The following is a 22,345-nucleotide window of genomic DNA, read 5'->3' on the forward strand; positions in this document are numbered from 1 at the left end:
GGGACGGAGGGGATTAAGTCGTTTCTGCCCCTCCCGTCCCCTCCTTGCGCGGGCGGCCTTGTCTTCGCATCGCCACCGGCCGCCCGAGCGTCTTCTCTACCATCCGCAGGAACGCAGCATCCCCCAGCGGACGCTGTTTGGCGCTATGACTGCGGATTGCGGGCAGATCGGCGGACGCATTCACATCGCGCAGGAATCGCGCATACACCGTCGTCCTGTTGCGAGCGGTCGCGGCCAACGCTCTGAATGCGGGATGCGGGGTCAGCATGGGGTCATCGCGTCGTTGAAGGTTGCCGTGCACGCTGGACCACGGATGATCTTCAGCACTGACCGCAATGCCGGCACGAACGGGATTGCGTTCGATGTAGCGGTATACGCTGAGCAGGTAAGCGTCGCTGTCGATCATCGAGGAATGGAAGCGGCCCTGCCACAGGGGACCGGTGCGGCCGTGCCGCTGGTTGAAAGCCTGCACATAGTTGTTGCCCTGCATGCGCATTGCATCGGCCAGCCCACGCTGCGTGGATGGCGTGGCCAGCAGGTGGATGTGGTTGTCCATCAGTACGTAGGCATGCAGTGCGACGCGGTGCTTGAGGAAAGCGCTGTGCAGCAGATGCAGGAACAGTTGCCGGTCGATGTCGTCGACAAAGATCGCACCCTTGTTCACACCGCGCTGGATCACGTGATAGGCCTGGCCGGCCAGCATCAGGCGCGCTTGTCGGGGCATGGGATTCCCAGGTCGAAGGGGGCCTCAGCCTGGCATCGGCACCGTGGCGTAGGGCATCAGGTAATGCCGCGCAGGCGTATCGGAGGAGTCAGAAGCGACTTAATCCCCTCCGTCCCCTTTTGCGTACCGCGCGGGCGTTACCCCCATCACGCGCTTGAACACGTTGATGAAGGAACTGGGCGTGTCGTAGCCCATCGACAGGGCGACGCTGATCACCGGTTCGCCTGCCAGCAGGCGTGGCAGTGACAGCAGCACGCGCAGGCGCTGCCGCCACTGGCCCAGGGCCATGCCTGTTTCGGCCTGCCAACGGCGGGCGAGGCTGCGGCTGGACAGTCCGCTGGCGGCTGCCCACGCTTCGACGCTGCGCAGGTCATCCGGCGAACGCGCCAGCGCCGCCGCGATCCGCCGCAACCGGCGATCCCGCGGCTGTGGCAGGGCAAATGGCAAGGGAGTGCTGGCACGGATCTCATCGGCGATGACGCCGGCCAGGCGTGCCTGCGCAGCGTCCAGTGCCTGATGCGGCCAGCGCAGTGCGCGCGTCACCGCCGCCTGCAACAGCGCATCGGGTTGGAAAATACGGGGCAGCGGGGGCAGATCCAGGCCGGCATCGGCGCGGACGTACAGGCTCCAGCCATCGAACCCGTCTGCCCCGAGCAGCGCATGGGGCAGCAGCGGCGGTATCCAGGCAACGTGCCCGGCCGGAAGCAGCCACTGCAGATTCCCGGCTTCGATCCGCAACAGGCCCTGATGGGCGCCCAGCAATTGACCGCGCCGGTGTTGGTGGCGGGCGGTGCGCCGCCTCCCGGGCACGCGCAGCTGGCCGGCCAGCACGATGGGGCCGTCGTCGGCGTCCGCCAATGCCGGATCAATCAAGCCGGTCGGTGTCTGATCTGCCATATCCATTGGCAGTTATACGGCAGAAGCGCCGATCCGCGCGCGCCACACTGGGCGCCCATTCCAACACGAGCCGCCCCATGCAGCCGCAGGACATTCTTCCCGACCATCAGAACGAGGTGCAGGTAAACGGCCTCACCGTGCGCAAGGGCAGCGTCGGCGCCTTCCTCGCCAGCGTCCGTGACTGGCAGGACCCCGCCAGCGATGACGCCACCCGCGTCACCGCCGAAGCAGATCTGCGTGGGCTGCTGCCGGGCCTGCATGCGCTGGGCCTGTTCCAGGTGCTGGCCGCGCGCGATCCGGCACTGCAACGCCTGATCGACAGCCTCTCCTGAAACGAACACGGCCCGGACATGCCGGGCCGTGTCCTCATTGCGGGGGCGGAAACGACTTAATCCCCTCCGTCCCCTTTTTGCGGTCAGGTGCCGCCCGGGGCGAATACCAGGGTACGGCGGGTGGTGACCGGTGCGCTGACCGGCTCGAAGCGCCAGCGCTTGACCGCGTTCATGGCTTCGCGATCGAAGACGCGCGACGGTGTTGCGCGCAGCACGCGGGCGTTGGTCACTGAGCCGTCGGTGCCGACGGTGATTTCCACCAGCACTTCGCCGGAGGTGCCTGCACGCAGTGCCTCGGACGGATAGCGCGGCGCCGGGGTGCTGACCGGGCGCAGGTTCGGCGCCGCAGCGGCCGCTGGAGCCGCGGCCTGGCGTGCGGCACTGGCCTGCTGGGCGGCGGCCTGCTGCTGCTTCAGCTCGGCTTCGCGGCGCGCGGCGGCCTGGCGTTCGGCTTCCTGGCGCTCGTTGTCGCGGCGGGCGGCATCCTGCTGCGCAGCGATCTGCTTGGCCGCGTCGGCTTCCTTGGCACGCTGCTCGGCCAGGCGCTGCTGTTCGGTCTGCTGCTTGCTGCGGTCCTCGGCGTCCTTCTTGGCCTTCTCGGCTTCGGCCTCGGTGCGCTTGGCCGCGTTCTGCACGCCCTTGGCCAGGCCGTCCTTCAGGCGCGGCAGGGCCGGCGCGGATGCATCCACCTTCTCGATCAGCGCCACCAGCCGCTGCGCTTCGGTGTAGTCCTCGCGCCCCAGGTGCTGCTCGGCGGCGATCAGGGTGTACGGCAGCAGGTCGGTCAGCGCGCTCTTCACCGAGGCGTCGTCCGGGGTCTTGTCGCGCAGGGCGAGGTAGTACTCGATGGCGTTGTCGCCGGCCGGCGCGTACATGCGGTTCTCGCGCAGGGCCTGGCTGGCCGACTCACGCAGCTGCTCGGTGCCCATCGACTGCACCTTGGCGGCGACCACCGGTGCGGCCGGTGCAGCGGCGGTGGGGGCGGCGGCCGGAGCCGGTGCTGCGGATTCTTCCTTGCCCGAGCAGGCGGCCAGCGCCAGTGCCAAGGCAACCGGCAGCCACCGGCGCGCGGCGGTGATCGTTGAGACGTGCGACATCCTGCTCCCCTTTAGAAGACGACGTGACGTAAATCATTGATATGCATGGCCGGGACCCGTGGTCCAGGCGCGGCAGGGTGGCGTTTCCCGACGCCACCGCCGGCAACGGCGAGGATGCAATCTAGCATCCCGGCCACCGCCCCGCACAAGGGGTGGTGGCCGGGTGGGGCCGCGGCGATCATGTCGTGACCGGCGGCGACCTCAGTGGTCGTGTGCCTTGTCGTGCGACTTGCTGTGGCCGTTGGACATCAGCTTGTCGGTCCAGGCGATGCCGATCGCCGACAGGATGAACACGCAGTGGATGATGGTCTGCCACAGCACGCCTTCCTGGGTCAGCATCGAGCAGCGGGCGACACCGATGTTGGCGGCGGCCACGCTCATCTGCTCCGGCGTGCACAGCGGGATACCGCCCAGCGCACCGCTGGCGATGAAGGTCTTCAGCAGGTGGATCGAGGAGATGCCGATGATCGCCATCGCCAGCTTCACCTTCAGCACGCTGGCATTGACGTGGCTCAGCCATTCCGGCTGGTCCGGGTGGCCTTCCAGGCGCAGGCGCGAGACGAAGGTCTCGTAGCCGCCGACGATCACCATTACCAGCAGGTTGGAGATCATCACCACGTCGATCAGGCCCAGCACGATCAGCATGATCTGCTGCTCGCCCATCGAGGCGGAATGCGAGATCAGGTGCCACAGTTCCTTGCCGAACAGGAACACGTAGACGCACTGCGCCACGATCAGGCCCAGGTACAGCGGCAGCTGCAGCCAGCGCGAGGCGAAGATCAGCGTGGACAACGGGGAGAGCGGCGGGCGGTTTGCACTCATGCGGGGGATGCTGCGTTTCGGGGGAGAGGCGAGGTTACCGGCCCGCCATGACGGTGCCAACCCAACTCACGCACTAGACTTCAGGTTCCTTTCCGCACCCCGAGCCGACGCCATGATCGACCTGTATTACTGGCCCACCCCGAACGGCCACAAAGTGACCCTGCTGTTGGAGGAAGCCGGCCTGGAGTACCGCATCCACCCGGTCAACATCGGCTCGGGTGACCAGTTCAAGCCAGAGTTCCTGGCCATCTCGCCCAACAACAAGATGCCGGCCATCGTCGACCACGCCCCGGCCGATGGCGGTGCCCCGCAGAGCGTGTTCGAGTCCGGTGCGATCCTGCTGTACCTGGCCGAGAAGACCGGCCGCTTCCTGCCCAGCGACCCGCGCGGCCGCGTGACCACCCTGGAATGGCTGTTCTGGCAGATGGCCGGCCTGGGCCCGATGAGTGGCCAGATGGGCCACTTCAACGTGTACGCACCAGAAAAAATTCCCTATGCCATCGAGCGCTACGACAACGAAGTGCGCCGCCTGCACGGGGTGATGGACAAGCGCCTGGCCCAGCACGCCTTCCTGGCCGGCGACGAGTACACCATCGCCGACATGGCCAGCTACCCGTGGATCGGCGCCTACGACAAGCTGCCGGTGGACTTCGCCGCGTTCCCGAACCTCAAGCGCTGGCACGAGGCCATCGCCGCGCGCCCGGCCACCCAGCGCGCCTATGCGCTGCGCCAGCAGGTGAACCCGAACGCCGGCAAGCCGCTCAGCGACGAAGAGCGCAAGCACCTGTTCGGCCAGCGCTGACCCGCCGCGGGGTCGGATCCCTTTGCAACGCAAAGGGCCCTGACCCCAGCACCGCAGCATGGGCAGAAGGTCATGCTGCCTTCCTGCACGGGCTTGGTTAGGATGGGGGAACGACCGCCCCGCGCCCGCCGCCGGGCGGACCTGCCGTTTGCCGGGATCCTCCATGCGCCACCTGTTCGCTTCGCTTGCCCTCATGCTCGCCACCAGTACCGCCGCCCACGCCGAAAAGCTGACCCTGGAGGCCATCACCGGCCCGCTGCCGCTGTCCGGCCCGACCCTGATGAAGCCCAAGGTGGCGCCGGACGGTTCGCAGGTCAGTTTCCTGCGCGGCAAGGACAGCGATCGCAACCAGCTGGATCTGTGGACCTACGACATCGGCAGTGGCCAGACCCGGTTGCTGGTTGATTCCAAGGTGGTGCTGCCCGGCACCGAGACCCTCAGCGATGAGGAAAAGGCGCGCCGCGAGCGCCAGCGCATCGCCGCGATGACCGGCATCGTCGATTACCAGTGGTCGCCGGACGCACAGCGCCTGCTGTTCCCGTTGGGCGGCGAACTCTACCTGTACGACCTGAAGCAGCAGGGGGTGGCGGCCGTGCGCCAGCTGACCCACGGTGAGGGCTTCGCCACCGACGCCAAGCTGTCGCCCAAGGGCGGCTTCGTCAGCTTCATCCGCGGCCGCAACCTGTGGGTGATCGACCTGGCCAGTGGAAAGCAGCTGCAGCTGACCCGCGACGGCAGCACCACCATCGGCAACGGCGTGGCCGAGTTCGTCGCCGATGAAGAGATGGACCGCCACACCGGTTATTGGTGGGCACCGGATGATTCGGCGATTGCCTTTGCCCGTATCGACGAGGCACCGGTGCCGGTGCAGAAGCGCTACGAGGTCTACGCCGACCGCACCGATGTGATCGAACAGCGTTACCCGGCCGCCGGTGACGCCAATGTGCGCGTGCAGCTGGGCGTGATCGCACCGGCCGCCGAGGCGCAGCCGCGCTGGATCGACCTGGGCAAGGAACAGGACATCTACCTGGCCCGCGTCGATTGGCGCGATGCGCAGCACCTGAGCTTCCAGCGCCAGTCGCGCGACCAGAAGCAGCTGGACCTGGTGGAAGTGGCACTCGACTCCAACCGCCAGCGCGTACTCGCCCACGAAACCAGCCCGACCTGGGTGCCGCTGCACAACAGCCTGCGCTTCCTTGAAGACGGCAGCGTGCTGTGGTCGTCCGAGCGCACCGGCTTCCAGCACCTGTACCGCATCGACAGCAACGGCAAGACCACCGCGCTGACCCACGGCAACTGGCCGGTGGACGAGCTGCTGGCGGTGGATGAGACGGCCGGCAAGGCTTACTTCCGCGCCGGCATCGAAAGCCCGCGCGAAAGCCAGATCTACGCGGTATCGCTGCAGGGCGGCGAGCCGCAGCGCCTGTCGAAGGCGCCGGGCATGCACAGCGCCAGCTTCGCCCGCAACGCCAGCGTCTATGTGGACAGCTGGTCCAACAGCACCACGCCGCCGCAGATCGAGCTGTTCCGCGCCAACGGCGAGAAGATCGCCACACTGGTGGAAAACAACCTGGCCGATCCCAAGCACCCGTATGCGCGCTACCGCGACGCGCAGCGCCCGGTCGAGTTCGGCACGCTCACCGCCGCCGACGGCAAGACGCCACTGCACTACAGCCTGATCAAGCCGGCCGGCTTCGATCCGTCCAGGCGCTACCCGGTGGCGGTGTATGTCTATGGCGGCCCGGCCAGCCAGACCGTCACCGACAGCTGGCCCGGCCGTGGCGACCATCTATTCAACCAGTACCTGGCCCAGCAGGGCTACGTCGTGTTCTCGCTGGACAACCGCGGCACCCCGCGCCGTGGCCGCGACTTCGGTGGTGCGCTGTACGGGAAGCAGGGCACGGTGGAAGTGACCGACCAGCTGCACGGCGTGGCCTGGCTCAAGCAGCAGCCGTGGGTGGACCCGGCGCGCATCGGCGTGCAGGGCTGGTCCAACGGCGGTTACATGACCCTGATGCTGCTGGCCAAGGCGTCGAACCAGTACGCCTGCGGCGTGGCCGGTGCCCCGGTCACCGACTGGGGCCTGTACGACAGCCATTACACCGAGCGCTACATGGACCTGCCGGCGCGCAACGACGCCGGTTACCGTGAAGCGCGCGTGCTGACCCACATCGATGGGCTGCGCTCGCCGTTGCTGCTGATCCACGGCATGGCGGACGACAACGTGCTGTTCACCAATTCGACCAGCTTGATGAGCGCGCTGCAGAAGCGCGGCCAGCCGTTCGAGCTGATGACCTACCCGGGTGCCAAGCATGGCCTGTCCGGCGCCGATGCCCTGCATCGCTACCGTGTGGCCGAAGCCTTCCTGGGGCGCTGCCTGAAGCCTTGAAACACAGACGGGAAGGAGCCCGCCGATGACACTGCCGCCGCCGATTCCCACCCACGGCCCGAAGCCCGCCGGCTGGTGGTCCCGCCACTGGCGCTGGGCGATGCCCGTGGCCGTGCTGCTGGTGCTGGCCGGGGCCGGTGGCACGGTGGCCTGGAGCGTGCTGCGCTGGAGTGAGGCGGCACGCGAGAGCCCACCGATGCGCGAGGCGATGCGTCGCGCCGGCTGCAGCATCGAACTGGTGGAAGCCTTCGGCGAGCCGCTGCGTGCCGAATCGATGCCGCTGGGCAGCATGCAGACCGCGCTCAACGGCCAGCGCGATGTCGGCCTGACCGTGGCCCTGGAAGGCCCCCGCGCACACGGCCGGTTGTTCGTGAAGGGCACCCGCAGTGACGACGTGTGGGACTACCCGGTGATGTACGTGCTGGGCGAGAACAAGCAGACCTTCGACCTGACTGCGCTGGATGACGATGAGGCCGCGCAGGAATGCGAACTGCAGGCCTGCCGCGAACGCGGCGAATGCCCGCTGACCGCAGCGTTGTGACCTCCGGCCGATTGTCGCCACCGCGCTGAGCGCGTAGGGTGCGGGCAACCCTGTCCTGGAGTGCACCATGAAGCCGATCGCGTTGGCCGTTGCCCTGGCCCTGACCGCCGCCCCGCTGCTGTCCGCACCGCCGGCGCTGGCGGCACCCGCCGCCAAGGCCGCCACACCGGCCAGCCCGGCCTGGGTCGCCCGCAGCAACGCACTGGCGCAGATCCTGCTCGATGCGCAGGGCCCGTTCCAGCCGGAAGAAACCGGCTTCTTCGGCGTGCCCGGCTACGACGACAAGGTGGCCGACCTCGGCGCGGACAACGGCAAGCGCTACCGCGCCGCGATGGCCAAGGCCCGCGACGAACTGAAGGCGAAGCTGGCCACCGAGCAGGATCCCAACGTCCGCCAGGACCTGGAGATCATGATCCACGCCGCCAACCAGAACATCGAAGGCAGTGAGCTCAACGAGAAGTACCTGTTGCCGTGGAGTGACGCGCCGCAGACGGTGTTCAGCGGCCTCAACCTGCTGCTGTCCGACCAGGTGCCGGCCGAGCGCCGGGCCAAGGCGATCGACCGCCTCAAGGCTTACGCCGGCCTGCAGCCGGGCGGCACCGCGTTCACCACGCTGGCCCGCCAGCGCTACGAAGAGCGCTTGAAGGACAGCAGCCTGCTGCAGCCGACGAAGATCGAAGTGCAGCAGTCGCTGGACAACGTCGAGACCTACATCAGCGGCATCGAGTCGCTGCTGAAGAAGTACCAGATCGCCGGCGCCGATGAAGCGATGAAGGCCCTGGCCGGGCAGATGAAGGACTACGCCAGCTGGACGCGCTCGACCGTGCTGCCGAAGGCGCGCACCGACGCACGGCTGCCGGCGCCGCTGTACGCCTACCAGCTCAAGCAGGTCGGCATCGACATCGACCCGAAGCTGCTGATGCAGCGTGCGCAGCTGGAGTTCATGGAAACCCGCTCGGCGATGCAGCAGCTGGCGCCGCTGGTGGTGAAGGAGAAGGGCCTGAAGGTGGCCGACCCGAGCGACCCGGTGGCGGTGATCCGCGCGCTGAAGGCCGACAAGATCGCCGACGACCATCTGGAAGGCCACTACCGCAAGGTGATCGATGCCATCGATCCGCTGATCCGCGAGCATGCCATCGTCGACGTGCCCAAGCGCGCCATGCAGATGCGCCTGGGTTCGGCCGCCGAGAGCGCGGCCAGCCCGGCCCCGCATTTCCTGCCGGCGCCGCTGGTCAACAACACCGGGCAGCAGGGCACCTTCGTGCTGCCGCTGGGCAACCCGGCCGCGGGCCCGGGCGCACAGTACGACGACTTCAACTTCGGTGCGGCGGCGTGGACGCTGAGTGCGCATGAAGGCCGCCCCGGCCACGAGCTGCAGTTCACCGCGATGGTCGAGCGCGGCGTGTCGCTGGCACGCACCATGTTCGCGTTCAATTCGGTGAACGTGGAAGGCTGGGCGCTGTATGCCGAGGCCGAGATGGTGCCGTACGAGCCGCTGGACGGGCAGATGATCGCCCTGCAGTTCCGCCTGCTGCGCGCCGCACGCGCGATGCTCGACCCGATGCTCAACCTCGGCCTGACCGACCGCGCCAACGGCGAGCGCGTGCTGATGGAGCAGGTCGGCCTGTCCAAGGCGATGGCCACCCAGGAACTGGACCGCTACATGGTGCGCATGCCGGGCCAGGCCGGCAGCTACTTCTACGGCTACACCCGTATCCTGGAACTGCGCATGCAGACCGAGCTGGCACTGGGTGCGAAGTTCGACCGCCTGGCGTTCAACAACTTCCTGCTCGACCAGGGCCTGCTGCCGCCGGACCAGCTGGCCGACGCGGTGAACAAGGTGTTCGTGCCGAAGTACAAGCGCTGAACACCCCCCGGTAGTGCCGGCCGCTGGCCGGCATTCCCCTGACGTCGGGAGGATTCCTGAGGTTGCCGGCCAGCGGCCGGCACTACCCGCGGTGATGCTGCCGCGTCACCGCTGCGGGGTGATCACCTGCGTCGGCAGTCGTGCCGGGGGTTCCGGGTTCGGCACCCAGATCGCCACGCCGGCGGCGCGCTTCTGCGTGGTCGGAATACCGATGCCGACGCCACCGCCGACATGCGAGCCGAACGTGCCGGCACCCACCGACATGCCCACCGGTGAGCCGCTGCTGCCCACGCCCATCAGCACCACGCCATTGGCGCCCAGCGCTGCGGCCTCGCGCTTCAGGCGCGCCACCGCTGCATCGGTCTGGCCCTGCGTGCCGAAGCCCACGGCAGACGCCGATTCCAGCTGGGCGATTTCCTGGGAGCCGGCCGGCGGCGTCGAATAGATCTGCACCAGTGCCGGATCGATCGGCGCGCGGGCGCGCCCCAGCATGACCTTGGAGGTGCTGGCACAGCCGGCGGCGACCAGCAGGATGGCCGCCAACGCGGCCCAACGGATGTTCATGGCACGACCCCTGTAGGACTGGTTGCGATCATCGGCGGGCTACTCTGAATCGGCGCCAACACCCGGCCCAGAGCAGGCACGGCGGCACGCTAGCACGGTGCCGGTGACAGCCCCGCCAACGGCAGTAGGCGGCGACGGCGGGAACGACTATGGTGCACAGACAGGAACCAACTGCGGGAGAGTGGAATGGGCGTGATCAGTCTGTTGTGGGGCGTACTGGCGCTGTTGTGGATGATCCTGGCGCTGATTCCGCTGCTGGGCTGGGGCAACTGGTTCCTGATCCCGTTCGCCGCCGTGGGCGCGGTGATCGCCGCGCTGGGCATCCTGTTCACCCACCCGACCAAGCGCGGCCGGGCCTGGGCCGGGCTGGTGCTGAACGGCATCGTGGTGGTGGTCGGCATCCTGCGCCTGGGCCTGGGGGGCGGCGTGATCTGAGCCGCATCGCCGGGTGCGACAGGGCGTCGCAGGTACACGGCCGCGGGCCGGGCAGGGGCGTACAATGAACGGCTGCGCGAGCCCCCCGCGTGCCTGTGAATCCGCGCCCGGCGCGGCTGCCCCATGATCATCCGACCCCGTCCCCACGGCTGGCAACTGCTGTACATCCTGCGCGGCTCGATCGTAAAAGCGATCGCGCCGAAGGTGCTGGCCATCCTGATCCTGTCCATCGCGGTGGCCGCGGTGGTGGAGCTGGCGCCGCCGACCGGCATCGAGCGCGTTTCCGTCACGCCGTTCACCCTGCTCGGCCTGGTGCTGTCGATCTTCCTCAGTTTCCGCAACAGCGCCTGCTACGACCGCTGGTGGGAAGGCCGCAAGCTGTGGGGCCAGCTGGTCTACGAATCGCGTTCGCTGGCCCGCCAGGTGAACCTGCTGCTGGCCGATGACGCCGGTCGCCGCCGCCGCATCGCCTACCTCACTACGGCTTTTGCCCATGCGCTGGCCGCGCGCCTGCGCGGGCGCATCGTGGCCCTGGCGGCGTTGCCGTGGCTGGACAAGCCGCAGCGCGAGCAGCTGGGCCAGCGCGAGAACGTGCCCGACGCATTGCTGTCGATGATCGCTGCCGAGCTGGCCCAGGCCCTGCGCGCCGGCGAACTCGACCCGATCCTCTACACCCAGCTGGAAGAGCGCCTGCACGCGATGTCGTCGATCCAGGCCGGCTGCGAGCGCATCCTCACCACGCCGCTGCCGTTCGCCTACACCCTGCTGCTGCATCGCTGCGCATGGATGTTCTGCGTGCTGCTGCCGTTCGGCCTGGCCAGCTCGCTGGGCTGGGGCACGCCGGTGCTGTCGGCGGTGCTGGCCTACGCCTTCTTCGGCCTGGACCAGCTGGGCGAAGAAATGGAAGACCCGTTCGGCCTGGAGCCGAACGACCTGCCGCTGGACGCGCTGGTGCGCACGATCGAGATCGACCAGCTCGACGCGCTCGGCGAACGCCCGTTGCCCGAACCCCTGCTGCCGCAGGGCTACCTGTTGCAATAGCCACTCCTCGGAGCCTGCCATGTCCCACCCGCTTTACCGCCCGCGCCGCATGCGCCACGACGAGTTCTCGCGCCGCCTGATGCGCGAGAACACGCTGACCACCGACGACCTGATCTACCCGGTGTTCGTGCACGAACGTGCGGGCCGCACCGCAGTGCCGTCGATGCCGGGCGTGGAGCGGCTGTCGATCGAAGAGCTGCTGAAGGTGGCCGAAGAAGCGCTGGAACTGGGCATTCCAGTGATCGACCTGTTCCCGGTGATCGACCCGTCGCTGAAGTCGCTGGACGCGTCGGCGGCGTGGGCCGAGGACGGCCTGGCGCAGCGTGCGATCCGCGCGCTGAAGTCGCGCTTCCCGGAACTGGGAGTGATGACCGACGTGGCGCTGGACCCGTACACCACCCACGGCCAGGACGGCATCATCGACGACAAGGGTTACGTGCTCAACGACATCACTGTCGAAGCGCTGGTCAAGCAGTCGCTGTCGCACGCCGAGGCCGGTGTGGACATCGTCTCGCCGTCGGACATGATGGACGGCCGCATCGGCGCGATCCGCCGTGCGCTGGATGCCGACAACCACATCAACGTGCGCATCATGGCCTACTCGGCCAAGTACGCCTCGGCGTTCTACGGCCCGTTCCGTGATGCGGTGGGCAGCGCGGCCAGCCTCGGCAAGGCCGACAAGAAGACCTACCAGATGGACCCGGCCAACGGCGACGAGGCCCTGCGCGAGATCGCGCTGGACCTGGAAGAGGGCGCCGACATGGTGATGGTCAAGCCGGGCATGCCGTACCTGGACCTGGTGCGCCGGGTGAAGGAGACATTCGGCGTGCCGACCTTCGCCTATCAGGTGAGTGGCGAGTACGCGATGATGAAGGCCGCCTTCGCCAATGGCTGGCTGGACGAGCGCGCCTGCGTGCTGGAGTCGCTGCTGGGCTTCAAGCGGGCCGGTGCCGATGGCGTGCTGACCTATTTCGCGCCGCAGGTGGCGCGATGGCTGCGCGAGCGCTGACAATAGCGCCACGATAGACGGAGGACTGCGCGATGGGACCCGAACTGGGATGGGTGCAATGGCTGATCTGGGGCACCGGTACGCTGGTGTTCGGCGCCATCATCGTCGCTGTCTTCATCGCCGCCTGGCGGGCCGGCAAGCGCCCGCCGGAACAGCTCTCCGCTGCCCGCCACGTGGCCCGTGAGCAGGCGCTGCCGGAGACCGTGCAGGCCGAGCTGGCCGCGTTGAACCAGCGCAAGGACAACGGCCAGCTGAGCGAGATGGAGTACGAGCAGTTGCGCGCCAAGGTGTTGTCGCGCTGACGGGGCGTTTCATCCACGCGTGGCGTGGATCTACTGGTAGTCGCCAACCTTGGTTGGCGCTTTCACGTATGCCAACCAAGGTTGGCATCTACCAAACGGCCATCCACGCATGGCGTGGATCTACCGCGCGCACCCGGCCACCGCCGCCACCTTCGGCACCGCCAACCGGTACACGTCCACGCCACCGGCACGCGGCGCCTTCGCTGCACTGCTGGCCACCATCATCTCGCCCGGCTTGGCGTTGTCGACCACCGGCGCACCGGTCCAGCCGCCGGCCTGGTTGAACGACAGCCCCAGCGGCTGCAGCGCTACACCGCTCCACGCACAGCCGCTGCTCCAGACCTGCGCGGTACTGCCGTTGCCGCGGCTGAACACCACGGCGCCGTCCTGGCCCAGCCAGTCGCCGTCGGTCTCGTCGTCGGCGCTGTTCAACGCGCTCAGTGCGCTGGCCGGGCCGCGCAGGCCCTGCGCATCCAGCGTCGCCACGAACAGGTCCCAGCCGGCGCCACGGCCCTGCTGGCGGGCAAACAACAGCTGCTTGCCGTCCGCGCTCAGGGCCGGCCCGCGCTCTTCCCGGCGCCCGCCGTCACCGGCCAGCGGCTGCGCCGGGCCCAGCCGGCCGTCGGCGGCCAACGCGGCGCGGTACAGCGCCAGCGCGCCCTCGCGGCCGGCCGCGAACAGCAGCCAGCGGCCGTCACGGCTGAAGTAGGGATCGCGGGCTTCACCGGCCACGCCTACCGGCAGTACCTGTGCCTGCTGCCAGCGACCGTCCACCACGCGCGCCTCCCACAGGCCCCAGCCGGCCTCGCCGCGGCGGGCGAAGACGATGCGCTGGCCATCGGCGCTGATCGTGGCGCGACCCTCGTCGGCGCGGGTCGAGACCACGCCCATGCCTTCGATGCCGTACTCGTTCAACGCCATCGCCACGGGGGCAGAGAGTAGACTGGCGGCGAGCACCAGCAGGGGCGGGGTGATGCGCATCATCCGGTTCCGTGCACGAAAGAGCATCAGTCTAGCCAGCTTGAGGATTCCATGACCGACCGTTACGCCGTCTTCGGACACCCCGTTGCCCACTCGAAGTCGCCGCAGATCCACGCGACGTTCGGTCGCCAGGAAGGCATCGCCATCGACTACCGCGCGATCGACCTGGCCCCGGATGCGTTCCTGGCCGGACTGGAGGCCTTCGCCGCCGAGGACGGTGTCGGCGCCAACGTCACCCTGCCGCACAAGGAAGCCGCGTTCTCGGTGTGCACCACGCTGACCGCGCGCGCGCGCCGCGCCGGCTCGGTCAACACGCTGCTGCGCAAGGGCGACCGCTGGCACGGCGACACCACCGATGGCATCGGCCTGGTGCGCGACCTGACCGACCGCCACGGCCTGGACCTGCGCGGCCGCCGCGTGCTGATGATCGGCGCCGGTGGCTCGGCGCGCAGCGTCGCCCCGGCGCTGCTCGATGCCGGCATCACCGAACTGGTGGTGGTCAACCGCACGCCGGAGCGCGCCGACGAACTGATCGACGCGATGGGCGAGCCCGGCCGTGCGATCAGCCGCTACTGGGAAGACCTGCGCGACCTCGGCGACTTCGAACTGATCGTCAATGCCACCTCGGCTGGCCGCGACCGCGACGTCGAGTTCAAGCTGCCGCTGTCGCTGGTCAATTCGATGACCACTGCTGTCGACCTGAACTACGGCGAGGCGGCCATCGCCTTCCTGGCCTGGGCCCGTGCGGCGCAGTGCCGCAATACCGTCGACGGCCTGGGCATGCTGGTCGAGCAGGCCGCCGAGAGCTTCCTGCAGTGGCACGGCGTGCGCCCGCAGACCGGCGAGGTCTACCAGTCGCTGCGCCAGGGCTCGGCCGTGCTGGCCGGCGAGGACTGACCGATGGACAGCACAACCCTGATGGTGACCGTGCTGAGCATGGTCGGCGTGCGCCTGCCGGTGCTGATCGCGCTGTGCGTCGGCCTGGTCTGGGTGGTCGGTGCGCCGCGCGATGCCACCCGCACCGGCGCGCTGGTCGGCCTGCTGCTGTTGCTGCTGTCCAGCCTGGGTGGCCTGGCGGCGGGCATGCTGCCGATGTGGCTGGTCAGCAGCGGCAACTTCAGCGCCATCTCGGGCATGAGCGCCATCTTCGGCGTGGTGCACTTCGCGCTGGCGATGGTCGAGGCCATCGGCGTGGTGCTGCTGGTGTGGGCGCTGGTGCGCCTGCTGCGTAGCCGTCCCGCCCCGGTCGCCTGAGCGCTGGCGCCGGGCCACGCCCGGCGTGTTTCGCCCCTGTGCGGCGCGGGCTTCGGACCGTGCGCGCCGACGGGCGTCGTCGCTGGCTCGTTCAGGGTGCCAGCAACAGTGAACGCGGCCGGCCATGCGACAATGACCGGCCTGATCCAGCTACGGTAGTTCCCGGCGTGACCGAAACCGTCGCCGCTCCGCGCACGCTCGATGACACCTTGAAGGACGCGATCCGCAAGGCGTACACGACGCTGCAGGCCAATACCCCCGGCTTCTCCACCCGTCGCTCGCAGAGCCAGATGATCGGCGTGGTGTCGCGCGCGCTGTCGAAAAGCGGTGGCGTTGGCGTGGTCGAGGCGCCGACCGGCGTCGGCAAGAGCCTGGGCTACCTCACCGCAGGCGTGCCGATCGCGCTGGCCACCAAGAAGAAGCTGGTGATCAGCACCGGCACCGTGGCGCTGCAGTCGCAGCTGGTCGAGCGCGATATCCCGAATTTCCTGAAGGCCACCGGCCTGGAAGCGACCGTGGCGCTGGCCAAGGGACGCACCCGCTACCTGTGCACGCGCAATGCCGCCGAGGCGCAGGGCGAGGGCTCGCAGGGCGGCATGTTCGAGGATGACGCGCCACTGTTCGACCGGCCGCTGGCGCCGATCGAGATGGACATCGCCAAACGCCTGACCGACGCCTTCACCAGCGGCAGCTGGGATGGCGATATCGACAATGCGCCGGAGACCATCAGTCCCGGCCTGCGCAGCCGCATCACCACGCCGGCCTCGGGTTGTGCCGGGCGACGCTGCGCCTATTCGGCGCAGTGCGCGGTGCTGCGCTCGCGCAATACGGTGCGCGACGCACAGATCGTGGTCACCAACCACGCGCTGCTGCTGTCGGCGCTGTCGATCGGTGACAGCGACAACGGGCAGCCGTTGATCGCGCCGCCCTCGGACATGCTGCTGGTGCTGGACGAAGGCCATCACATCGGCAACGTGGCGATCGACCAGGGCGCGGCCAGCCTCGCGCTGGACGAGATGGCCAAGCGCACCGGCCGCCTGCAGATCCTGATCGCCGGTGCGTACCGCGCGGTCGACAAGGACCGGCTGGGCAACCTGCTGCCCAACGAAGCGATCGAAGTCGCCAGCAACGTGGCCAAGCAGCTGCGCGCGTTCCGTGATCACATCGAGCGGGTGTGGATGCCGGCGCCGGCGGACGAAGAGCCGATGTGGCGCGCGGCCAATGGACGCCTGCCCGAGGCCTGGCGCGAGCCGATCGAGGCACTGGCCGACGATACCCGCAGCCTCTACAACTGGGCGCATGCGGCCACCACGCAGGTGGCCAAGGGCAAGCCGGACGATGCCGCGCGCGAGCGCCTGCAGCGCAACCTGGGCATGGCGCTGGAGATGATCGAGCAGCAGTACAACCTGTGGCAGGCGTGGCGCCGCGAAGACAAGGACGGCGCGCCGCCGATGGCGCGCTGGGTGACTGCCACCCGCGATGGCGACCTGGTGCTGCACGGTTCGCCGGTGTCGGCCGCGCACGTGCTGCGCAAGCTGCTGTGGGATGAAGTGGACTCGGTGGTGATGACCTCGGCGACGCTGACCGGCGGTGGCGACTTCCAGGCGCTGGCGATCGACAACGGCATTCCGGAAGAGGCCGAGATGGTCTCGCTGTCGTCGCCGTTCGACCTGCCCAACCAGGCCGAACTGATCGTGCCGAAGTTCCCGGTCACGCCGGACGACCGCGAAGGCCACCCGCGCGAAGTGGCGCGCTACCTGGACACCGAACTGGACTGGGCCAAGGGCTCGATGGTGCTGTTCACCTCGCGCTGGAAGATGGAGAAGGTGGCCGGGCTGATGCCGGCCGCGCGCCGCAAGCAGGTGCTGGTGCAGGGCGAGATGTCCAAGACCCGGCTGATCGAGGAACACCTGCGGCGTGTCGAGGCAGGCGAGGGCTCGGTGCTGTTCGGCCTGAACTCGTTCGGCGAGGGCCTCGACCTGCCCGGCGAGGCCTGCACCACGGTGGTGATCACCCAGGTGCCGTTCGCCGTGCCGACCGACCCGCAGACCGCCACCCTCAGCGAGTGGTTCGAGGGACGCGGGCTCAACGCGTTCAACCTGATCGCCATTCCGCATGCGCTGCGCACGCTGACCCAGTTCGCCGGCCGCCTGATCCGCACCTCCACCGACACCGGCCGCGTGGTCATTCTTGATTCGCGGCTGCTGACCCGCCGCTACGGCAAGCGCATCATCGACGCGCTGCCCCCGTTCAAGCGCGTGATCGGCTGAAAAAAGGGGACGGAGGGGATTAAGTCGTTTGAGGCACAAACGACTTAATCCCCTCCGTCCCCTTTTCCCAGATGGCGGCCAGCGGCCGGCACTACCGGATCGGCATCAATCGCCGAGCAGGGCGGTGTTGCGTACGGCGCCCTTGTCGGCGCTGGTGGCCAGCAGGGCGTAGGCCTTCAACGCGCTGGTAACCTTGCGCGGGCGTGGCGCGCGCGGTTTCCAGCCACGTGCGTCGGCGTCGGCGCGGCGCTGGGCCAGCGTGGCCTCATCCAGCAGCAGGTCGATGCGGCGGGCGGGGATGTCGATGCGGATGCGGTCGCCGTTCTCCACCAGACCGATCGTGCCGCCGCTGGCGGCTTCCGGCGAGACGTGGCCGATCGACAGGCCCGAGGTGCCGCCGGAGAAACGGCCATCGGTGAGCAGCGCGCACTGCTTGCCCAGTCCCTTCGACTTCAGGTAGCTGGTCGGGTAGAGCATTTCCTGCATGCCGGGGCCGCCCTTCGGCCCTTCGTAGCGGATCACCACTACCTCACCCGGTTGCACCTCGTCGGCGAGGATGCCGGCGACGGCCGCGTCCTGGCTTTCATAGACACGCGCGGGGCCTTCGAACACGTGGATCGATTCGTCCACGCCGGCGGTTTTCACCACGCAGCCATCCACGGCCAGATTGCCACGCAGCACGGCGAGGCCGCCTTCCAGTGAGTACGCATGCTGCAGCGAGCGGATGCAGCCCTCGGCGCGGTCCATGTCCAGGGTCGGCCAGCGCGTGGCCTGGCTGAAGGCCTCCTGGGTGGGGATGCCGGCCGGGCCGGCCTTGAAGAAGGCATGCAGGGTGTCGTTGTCACTGCGCACCACGTCCCAGCGTTCCAGCGCGTCGGCCAGGCTGGCGCTGTGCACGGTCGGCACCGTGGTATCGAGCAGGCCGGCGCGGTCCAGCTCACCGAGGATGCCGAACACGCCGCCGGCGCGGTGCACATCCTCGATGTGGTACTTCGGCGTGTTCGGCGCCACCTTGCACAGCTGCGGCACGCGCCGCGACAGCGCGTCGATGTGGGTCAGGTCGAAGTCGACCTCCGCCTCCTGTGCTGCGGCCAGCAGATGCAGGATGGTATTGGTGGAGCCGCCCATGGCGATGTCCAGGGTCATCGCATTGGCGAACGCGGCCTGAGTGGCGATGCCGCGCGGCAGTGCGCTGGGGTCTTCGCCGCCATACCAGCGATGGCAGAGTTCGACGATCAGGCGGCCGGCGCGGCGGAACAGCGCCTCACGGTCGGCGTGGGTGGCCAGCGTGGTGCCGTTGCCGGGCAGCGACAGGCCCAGCGCCTCGGTCAGGCAGTTCATCGAGTTGGCGGTGAACATGCCCGAGCAGGAACCGCAGGTGGGGCAGGCGCTGCGCTCGAACGCGGCGACTTTCTCGTCGGAGGCGCTGTCATCGGCGGCCACCACCATCGCATCGACCAGATCCAGCTTGTGCTCGGACAGCTTGGTCTTGCCCGCTTCCATCGGCCCGCCGGAGACGAACACCACCGGGATGTTCAGGCGCAGCGCGGCCATCAGCATGCCGGGGGTGATCTTGTCGCAGTTGCTGATGCACACCAGCGCGTCGGCGCAGTGCGCGTTGACCATGTACTCCACGGCGTCGGCGATGATCTCGCGGCTGGGCAGCGAATACAGCATGCCGTCGTGGCCCATCGCGATGCCGTCGTCCACGGCGATGGTGTTGAATTCCTTGGCGACACCGCCGACCTGTTCGATCTCGCGCGCGACCAGCTGGCCGAGGTCCTTCAGGTGCACGTGGCCGGGCACGAACTGGGTGAAGGAGTTGGCGATGGCGATGATCGGCTTGTGGAAGTCGCCGTCCTTCATGCCGGTGGCGCGCCACAGGGCGCGGGCGCCGGCCATGTTGCGACCGGCGGTGGAGGTGCGGGAACGGTATTCGGGCATGGCGGGCGGAACGGGCGGGCCGTACGACGTGGGGGTCAGCCGATCATGGCCAATTTTTTCGGTTGCTGCTGCAACCACCTTCACCGCTTGCAGCGGCTTGGCGGTCCGCGCATTTCCCCTTATCCCCGCGCCTTCGGCGCGCCCCCCTTGAACAACAAGGGGGCTTCTTGCCGGAGACTTGGCTGCGCGCGCCGGGCATGACCGGGCGCCGCGGGATGTGTGCCAACCAAGGTTGGCACCTACCAGAGCGGTGCGTCGCCTGGGGTCGGATCCCATCGCGGCGCGATGGGCTCTGACCCCAATGCCGACGAAAATGAAAGTCCGTTCATCTTTCGCACTTTGCCGATTCCGGTTGCTGGCCCGGATTTGGCATCATTGGGGCATTGATCCGTCGACAGGGCATGAGGCCATGAAACGTTCCCGCACCACCGCGCTGCTGCTGATGAGCGCCGCGCCGCTGCTGTTCACCGCCTGCCAGAAGGAGCCGGAGGTGAAGGTGCAGGAAGGCCTGTATACCTCGGTGGAGGCCTGCACCGAGGCCACCGGCGATCCGTCGTCGTGCCGCAATGCGTTCGCTGAAGCGCAGAAGCAGGCCGCCGATGCGGCGCCGAAGTACGCCAGCAAGGAAGCCTGCGAGAAGGACTACAAGCCGGAGCAGTGCGTGCAGCAGCACACCTCGGCCGGTACCTCGTTCATCGGCCCGATGATGATGGGCTTCTTCATGTCGCAGATGCTGAGCAACCGCGGCGGCCTCGCCCCGCAGGCGCCGGCGTCGGCACCGGCCTACCAGGACAAGAATGCGGGTTGGGCGCGCCCGGCACCGGGCGGCACCGGTGGCCTGAACACCGCCAGCGGCATCGGTGCTGGCAAGGCCGGCCTGGCCCCGGTCACCAGCGAGCCGAACCGTGCGGTCACTGCCAGCCGTGGTGGCTTCGGCAACACCAGCGCACGCCGCAGCACCAGCGGCAGCTACGGCGGCTGATCAACCCATGCAGCGCATCCGGATTGCCGAGCGTGCCCAGTGGCGGGCGCGCGCGGAAGAGGCGGGTTTCCGCTTCCACACCATCGACGGCCAGCCGTACTGGGATGAACGCGCGTATTACGCCTTCACCCTGCGCCAGATCGAACAGGACATCGAAGACCCCAGCGCCGAGCTGCACCAGATGGCGCTGGATCTGGTCGGTGATGTCATCGGCAGCGAACGCTTGATGGACCAGCTGGCGATTCCGTCGCACTACCGCGACTGGATCGCCGACAGCTGGCGCCAGCGCCAGCCGCACCTCTATGGCCGCCTGGACCTGGCCTACGACGGTACCGGCCCGGCCAAGCTGTACGAATTGAACTACGACACGCCGACCTCGCTGTTCGAAGCCAGCTTCTTCCAGTGGCAGTGGCTGGAAGACCAGCGCAATGCCGGCCGCCTGCCGCAGCATGCCGACCAGTTCAACGCGATCCACGAAGCGCTGGTCGAGCGTTTCGGCGACCTCGCCACGCAGCTGCCGCCGCCGCTGTACTTCAGCGCGGTCGGCACTTCGGAGGAAGACCGTGGCACGGTCGAGTACCTACGTGACTGCGCATCCCAGGCCGGCCTGTTCGGGCAGGCCATCGCCATCGAGGACATTGGCCTGTCCGAGGACGGCCGCTTCACCGCGCTGGACGACTCGGTGATCGGCACGCTGTTCAAGCTGTATCCGCTGGAAGACCTGATGGCCGAGGAATTCGGCCGCGCGCTGCCCGGTTCGGGCGTGCAGCTGCTGGAACCGGCCTGGAAGGCGGTGCTGAGCAACAAGGGCATCCTGCCGTTGCTGTGGCAGCGCAACGTGGGCCATCCGAACCTGCTGGAAGCGCATTTCGATGACGGCAGCACGCTGGCGTCGGGCTGGGTACGCAAACCGCTGTTCTCGCGCGAAGGCGCCAACATCGAGATGCACCTGGCCGATGGCAGCACCCAACGCAGCGACGGGCCCTACGACGGCCCGGCGATCATCCAGCGCGCCCATCCGCTCACCCGCTTCGAAGGCGGTTACCCGCTGATCGGCAGCTGGGTGATCGGTGACCATGCCTGCGGCATCGGCATCCGCGAGGACGACAGCGCGATCACCCGCGACAGTGCGCGCTTCGTGCCGCACGCGATCGTCGACGAGGCGCCGACGCGGATCTACGTCTGATGACGGTGCGGCGCAATCGCGACCTGCGGCCTGCGCCGCTGCCGGGCCGGCATCTGGATGACGGCCACGCCCTGTGGCGCTATTCGGACCGCATCGCGGTGCGCTGCCACCGCTGCGATACGCCCGGCTGGGTGGTGCGGACGCCGGAATCGCGACGTTTCCGCTGCCTGGGCTGCAGCGCAGCCCTCGACAGTGGATGCGGCTGCGGTTGCTGTGCCGCGGGCGACTGGGTCGGGCCCGTGCGCTACAGCGGCTATCGTCCCTGCGGATACTGCGGGCACAAATGGGTCCGCGCCGAGCTGCACCGTGCGCGTGCAGTGTCGCCGTTGCGGACGCTGGCGGCGGACTGCAGTCAGTGCGGACGCAGCAGCGAGGTGGAGGTCACGTTGTCGCGATGGCGTGGCAATGAGGCGATCGATCCGCATTTTGGCTTGCCGCTGCGGCTGGTCGAAAAGACTGCGGCCGGAGTGCTGTGGGCCTACAACGAAGCCCATCTGCAGGCACTGCACGACTACGCTGCCGCGCCTCTGCGCGAGCGCGCGGGCGTTACCAACGGTTCGATGTTCTCGCGCCTGCCGCAGTGGATGAAGCTGGGCCGCAACCGGGTGCTGCTGCAGCGTGCGGTGGAGCGGTTGCAACGTCGGTTGCTGCAGGGGTAGTGCCGGCCGCTGGCCGGCAACCGGTTTTGGTAGATGCCGACCCTGGTCGGCGCTGTGGATTTCGTGCCAACCAAGGTTGGCACCTACCAGGGCGATGCATCGGTTGTTGCAGGGGTAGTCCCGGCCGCTGGCCGGCAACCGGTTTTGGTAGATGCCGACCTTGGTCGGCGCTGTGGGTTTCGGGCCAACCAAGGTTGGCACCTACCAGGGCGATGCGGCGGTTGTTGCAGGGGGTAGTGCCGGCCGC

Annotated in this window: 22 protein-coding genes; 15 read left to right on the plus strand and 7 right to left on the minus strand. The window is 68.4% G+C overall.

The genetic code is table 11. The features are described from left to right. Positions 1-13: 13 nt before the first annotated feature. Positions 14-724 (minus strand): transposase, encoded by a 711-nt coding sequence (locus AC5P7I_RS19585; protein WP_014648802.1) that lies wholly within the window; start codon positions 722-724, stop codon positions 14-16. A gap of 99 nt (positions 725-823) precedes the next feature. Continuing rightward, complete coding sequence (locus tag AC5P7I_RS19590; protein WP_262087776.1) at positions 824-1,621, minus strand: AraC family transcriptional regulator; 798 nt, start codon at positions 1,619-1,621, stop codon at positions 824-826. Positions 1,622-1,698: 77 nt separating this feature from the next. Here AC5P7I_RS19590 and AC5P7I_RS19595 point away from each other — a divergent pair, with 77 nt between their 5' ends. Beyond that, positions 1,699-1,953 (plus strand): hypothetical protein, encoded by a 255-nt coding sequence (locus tag AC5P7I_RS19595; RefSeq protein WP_032959056.1) that lies wholly within the window; start codon positions 1,699-1,701, stop codon positions 1,951-1,953. A gap of 83 nt (positions 1,954-2,036) precedes the next feature. On the opposite strand, the gene AC5P7I_RS19600 is transcribed toward AC5P7I_RS19595, so the two are convergent. Then, positions 2,037-3,050, minus strand: coding sequence for an energy transducer TonB (locus tag AC5P7I_RS19600; RefSeq protein ID WP_014648799.1), 1,014 nt, complete (start codon positions 3,048-3,050; stop codon positions 2,037-2,039). 201 nt (positions 3,051-3,251) lie between these two features. Next, on the minus strand, positions 3,252-3,872 hold the full coding sequence (locus AC5P7I_RS19605; protein ID WP_041863948.1) for a TIGR00645 family protein: 621 nt from the start codon (positions 3,870-3,872) through the stop codon (positions 3,252-3,254). A 112-nt stretch (positions 3,873-3,984) separates the two neighbouring features. On the opposite strand from AC5P7I_RS19605, the gene AC5P7I_RS19610 reads away from it, so the two are divergent. From AC5P7I_RS19610 to AC5P7I_RS19625, 4 genes are all read left to right on the plus strand, one after another. Beyond that, positions 3,985-4,674 (plus strand): glutathione binding-like protein, encoded by a 690-nt coding sequence (locus tag AC5P7I_RS19610; RefSeq protein ID WP_014648797.1) that lies wholly within the window; start codon positions 3,985-3,987, stop codon positions 4,672-4,674. 163 nt (positions 4,675-4,837) lie between these two features. Continuing rightward, the gene (locus AC5P7I_RS19615; protein ID WP_262087777.1) at positions 4,838-7,063 is read left to right on the plus strand and encodes a S9 family peptidase; all 2,226 of its coding nucleotides are present in this window, start codon (positions 4,838-4,840) and stop codon (positions 7,061-7,063) included. Positions 7,064-7,088: 25 nt separating this feature from the next. Beyond that, a complete protein-coding gene (locus tag AC5P7I_RS19620) occupies positions 7,089-7,604 on the plus strand; it encodes a cytochrome c oxidase assembly factor Coa1 family protein (RefSeq protein ID WP_049442038.1) in 516 nt (171 codons plus the stop codon). Between the two features lie 67 nt (positions 7,605-7,671). Next, on the plus strand, positions 7,672-9,471 hold the full coding sequence (locus AC5P7I_RS19625; RefSeq protein WP_046433089.1) for a DUF885 domain-containing protein: 1,800 nt from the start codon (positions 7,672-7,674) through the stop codon (positions 9,469-9,471). A gap of 105 nt (positions 9,472-9,576) precedes the next feature. Here the strand turns inward: AC5P7I_RS19625 and AC5P7I_RS19630 are convergent, their stop codons facing one another. Then, positions 9,577-10,035, minus strand: a complete 459-nt coding sequence (locus AC5P7I_RS19630) for a hypothetical protein (protein ID WP_005420187.1) — start codon at positions 10,033-10,035, stop codon at positions 9,577-9,579. A gap of 186 nt (positions 10,036-10,221) precedes the next feature. On the opposite strand from AC5P7I_RS19630, the gene AC5P7I_RS19635 reads away from it, so the two are divergent. The 4 genes from AC5P7I_RS19635 (at position 10,222) to AC5P7I_RS19650 (ending at position 12,822) form a co-directional block, all read left to right on the plus strand. Further along, positions 10,222-10,470: a hypothetical protein gene (locus AC5P7I_RS19635; protein ID WP_005420185.1), complete on the plus strand. Its 249-nt coding sequence runs from the start codon at positions 10,222-10,224 to the stop codon at positions 10,468-10,470. Between the two features lie 123 nt (positions 10,471-10,593). Then, positions 10,594-11,511 (plus strand): bestrophin family protein, encoded by a 918-nt coding sequence (locus AC5P7I_RS19640; RefSeq protein ID WP_014038878.1) that lies wholly within the window; start codon positions 10,594-10,596, stop codon positions 11,509-11,511. Positions 11,512-11,530: 19 nt separating this feature from the next. Continuing rightward, on the plus strand, positions 11,531-12,520 hold the full coding sequence (gene hemB, locus AC5P7I_RS19645; protein WP_014648793.1) for a porphobilinogen synthase: 990 nt from the start codon (positions 11,531-11,533) through the stop codon (positions 12,518-12,520). A 32-nt stretch (positions 12,521-12,552) separates the two neighbouring features. After that, positions 12,553-12,822: a gas vesicle protein GvpG gene (locus AC5P7I_RS19650; protein WP_014648792.1), complete on the plus strand. Its 270-nt coding sequence runs from the start codon at positions 12,553-12,555 to the stop codon at positions 12,820-12,822. Positions 12,823-12,942: 120 nt separating this feature from the next. Here AC5P7I_RS19650 and AC5P7I_RS19655 read toward each other — a convergent pair whose 3' ends face one another. Further along, entirely contained in the window at positions 12,943-13,806 is an 864-nt protein-coding gene (locus tag AC5P7I_RS19655; protein ID WP_014648791.1) for a TolB family protein, read from the minus strand. A gap of 48 nt (positions 13,807-13,854) precedes the next feature. Between AC5P7I_RS19655 and aroE the strand changes: the two genes are divergently transcribed. The 3 genes from aroE (at position 13,855) to dinG (ending at position 17,327) form a co-directional block, all read left to right on the plus strand. Further along, a complete protein-coding gene (gene aroE, locus AC5P7I_RS19660; protein ID WP_014648790.1) occupies positions 13,855-14,700 on the plus strand; it encodes a shikimate dehydrogenase in 846 nt (281 codons plus the stop codon). Between the two features lie 3 nt (positions 14,701-14,703). Beyond that, the gene (locus AC5P7I_RS19665; RefSeq protein WP_014648789.1) at positions 14,704-15,057 is read left to right on the plus strand and encodes a hypothetical protein; all 354 of its coding nucleotides are present in this window, start codon (positions 14,704-14,706) and stop codon (positions 15,055-15,057) included. A gap of 167 nt (positions 15,058-15,224) precedes the next feature. Then, positions 15,225-17,327, plus strand: a complete 2,103-nt coding sequence (gene dinG, locus AC5P7I_RS19670) for an ATP-dependent DNA helicase DinG (RefSeq protein WP_049404916.1) — start codon at positions 15,225-15,227, stop codon at positions 17,325-17,327. Between the two features lie 105 nt (positions 17,328-17,432). Here the strand turns inward: dinG and ilvD are convergent, their stop codons facing one another. After that, the gene (gene ilvD, locus AC5P7I_RS19675; RefSeq protein ID WP_262087778.1) at positions 17,433-19,271 is read right to left on the minus strand and encodes a dihydroxy-acid dehydratase; all 1,839 of its coding nucleotides are present in this window, start codon (positions 19,269-19,271) and stop codon (positions 17,433-17,435) included. A gap of 409 nt (positions 19,272-19,680) precedes the next feature. Between ilvD and AC5P7I_RS19680 the strand changes: the two genes are divergently transcribed. From AC5P7I_RS19680 to AC5P7I_RS19690, 3 genes are read left to right on the plus strand one after another with little or no spacing between them, the layout of a single operon-like run. Then, positions 19,681-20,253, plus strand: coding sequence for a DUF1190 domain-containing protein (locus tag AC5P7I_RS19680; protein ID WP_005420172.1), 573 nt, complete (start codon positions 19,681-19,683; stop codon positions 20,251-20,253). Between the two features lie 7 nt (positions 20,254-20,260). Beyond that, positions 20,261-21,439, plus strand: a complete 1,179-nt coding sequence (locus AC5P7I_RS19685; protein WP_169411996.1) for a glutathionylspermidine synthase family protein — start codon at positions 20,261-20,263, stop codon at positions 21,437-21,439. Continuing rightward, positions 21,439-22,098: a hypothetical protein gene (locus AC5P7I_RS19690; protein ID WP_032957033.1), complete on the plus strand. Its 660-nt coding sequence runs from the start codon at positions 21,439-21,441 to the stop codon at positions 22,096-22,098. The genes AC5P7I_RS19685 and AC5P7I_RS19690 overlap by 1 nt, the downstream gene beginning before the upstream one ends. Positions 22,099-22,345 lie beyond the last annotated feature (247 nt).

Source organism: Stenotrophomonas sp. YJH_SMC_138 (genome assembly GCF_059369855.1).

Bases quoted from the DNA above. Each gene is read 5' to 3' on its own strand.
- AC5P7I_RS19585 (WP_014648802.1), bottom strand. From the start codon at position 724: ATGCCCCGACAAGCGCGCCTGATGCTGGCCGGCCAGGCCTATCACGTG.
- AC5P7I_RS19590 (WP_262087776.1), bottom strand. From the start codon at position 1,621: ATGGCAGATCAGACACCGACCGGCTTGATTGATCCGGCATTGGCGGAC.
- AC5P7I_RS19595 (WP_032959056.1), top strand. From the start codon at position 1,699: ATGCAGCCGCAGGACATTCTTCCCGACCATCAGAACGAGGTGCAGGTA.
- AC5P7I_RS19600 (WP_014648799.1), bottom strand. From the start codon at position 3,050: ATGTCGCACGTCTCAACGATCACCGCCGCGCGCCGGTGGCTGCCGGTT.
- AC5P7I_RS19605 (WP_041863948.1), bottom strand. From the start codon at position 3,872: ATGAGTGCAAACCGCCCGCCGCTCTCCCCGTTGTCCACGCTGATCTTC.
- AC5P7I_RS19610 (WP_014648797.1), top strand. From the start codon at position 3,985: ATGATCGACCTGTATTACTGGCCCACCCCGAACGGCCACAAAGTGACC.
- AC5P7I_RS19615 (WP_262087777.1), top strand. From the start codon at position 4,838: ATGCGCCACCTGTTCGCTTCGCTTGCCCTCATGCTCGCCACCAGTACC.
- AC5P7I_RS19620 (WP_049442038.1), top strand. From the start codon at position 7,089: ATGACACTGCCGCCGCCGATTCCCACCCACGGCCCGAAGCCCGCCGGC.
- AC5P7I_RS19625 (WP_046433089.1), top strand. From the start codon at position 7,672: ATGAAGCCGATCGCGTTGGCCGTTGCCCTGGCCCTGACCGCCGCCCCG.
- AC5P7I_RS19630 (WP_005420187.1), bottom strand. From the start codon at position 10,035: ATGAACATCCGTTGGGCCGCGTTGGCGGCCATCCTGCTGGTCGCCGCC.
- AC5P7I_RS19635 (WP_005420185.1), top strand. From the start codon at position 10,222: ATGGGCGTGATCAGTCTGTTGTGGGGCGTACTGGCGCTGTTGTGGATG.
- AC5P7I_RS19640 (WP_014038878.1), top strand. From the start codon at position 10,594: ATGATCATCCGACCCCGTCCCCACGGCTGGCAACTGCTGTACATCCTG.
- hemB (WP_014648793.1), top strand. From the start codon at position 11,531: ATGTCCCACCCGCTTTACCGCCCGCGCCGCATGCGCCACGACGAGTTC.
- AC5P7I_RS19650 (WP_014648792.1), top strand. From the start codon at position 12,553: ATGGGACCCGAACTGGGATGGGTGCAATGGCTGATCTGGGGCACCGGT.
- AC5P7I_RS19655 (WP_014648791.1), bottom strand. From the start codon at position 13,806: ATGATGCGCATCACCCCGCCCCTGCTGGTGCTCGCCGCCAGTCTACTC.
- aroE (WP_014648790.1), top strand. From the start codon at position 13,855: ATGACCGACCGTTACGCCGTCTTCGGACACCCCGTTGCCCACTCGAAG.
- AC5P7I_RS19665 (WP_014648789.1), top strand. From the start codon at position 14,704: ATGGACAGCACAACCCTGATGGTGACCGTGCTGAGCATGGTCGGCGTG.
- ilvD (WP_262087778.1), bottom strand. From the start codon at position 19,271: ATGCCCGAATACCGTTCCCGCACCTCCACCGCCGGTCGCAACATGGCC.
- AC5P7I_RS19680 (WP_005420172.1), top strand. From the start codon at position 19,681: ATGAAACGTTCCCGCACCACCGCGCTGCTGCTGATGAGCGCCGCGCCG.
- AC5P7I_RS19685 (WP_169411996.1), top strand. From the start codon at position 20,261: ATGCAGCGCATCCGGATTGCCGAGCGTGCCCAGTGGCGGGCGCGCGCG.
- AC5P7I_RS19690 (WP_032957033.1), top strand. From the start codon at position 21,439: ATGACGGTGCGGCGCAATCGCGACCTGCGGCCTGCGCCGCTGCCGGGC.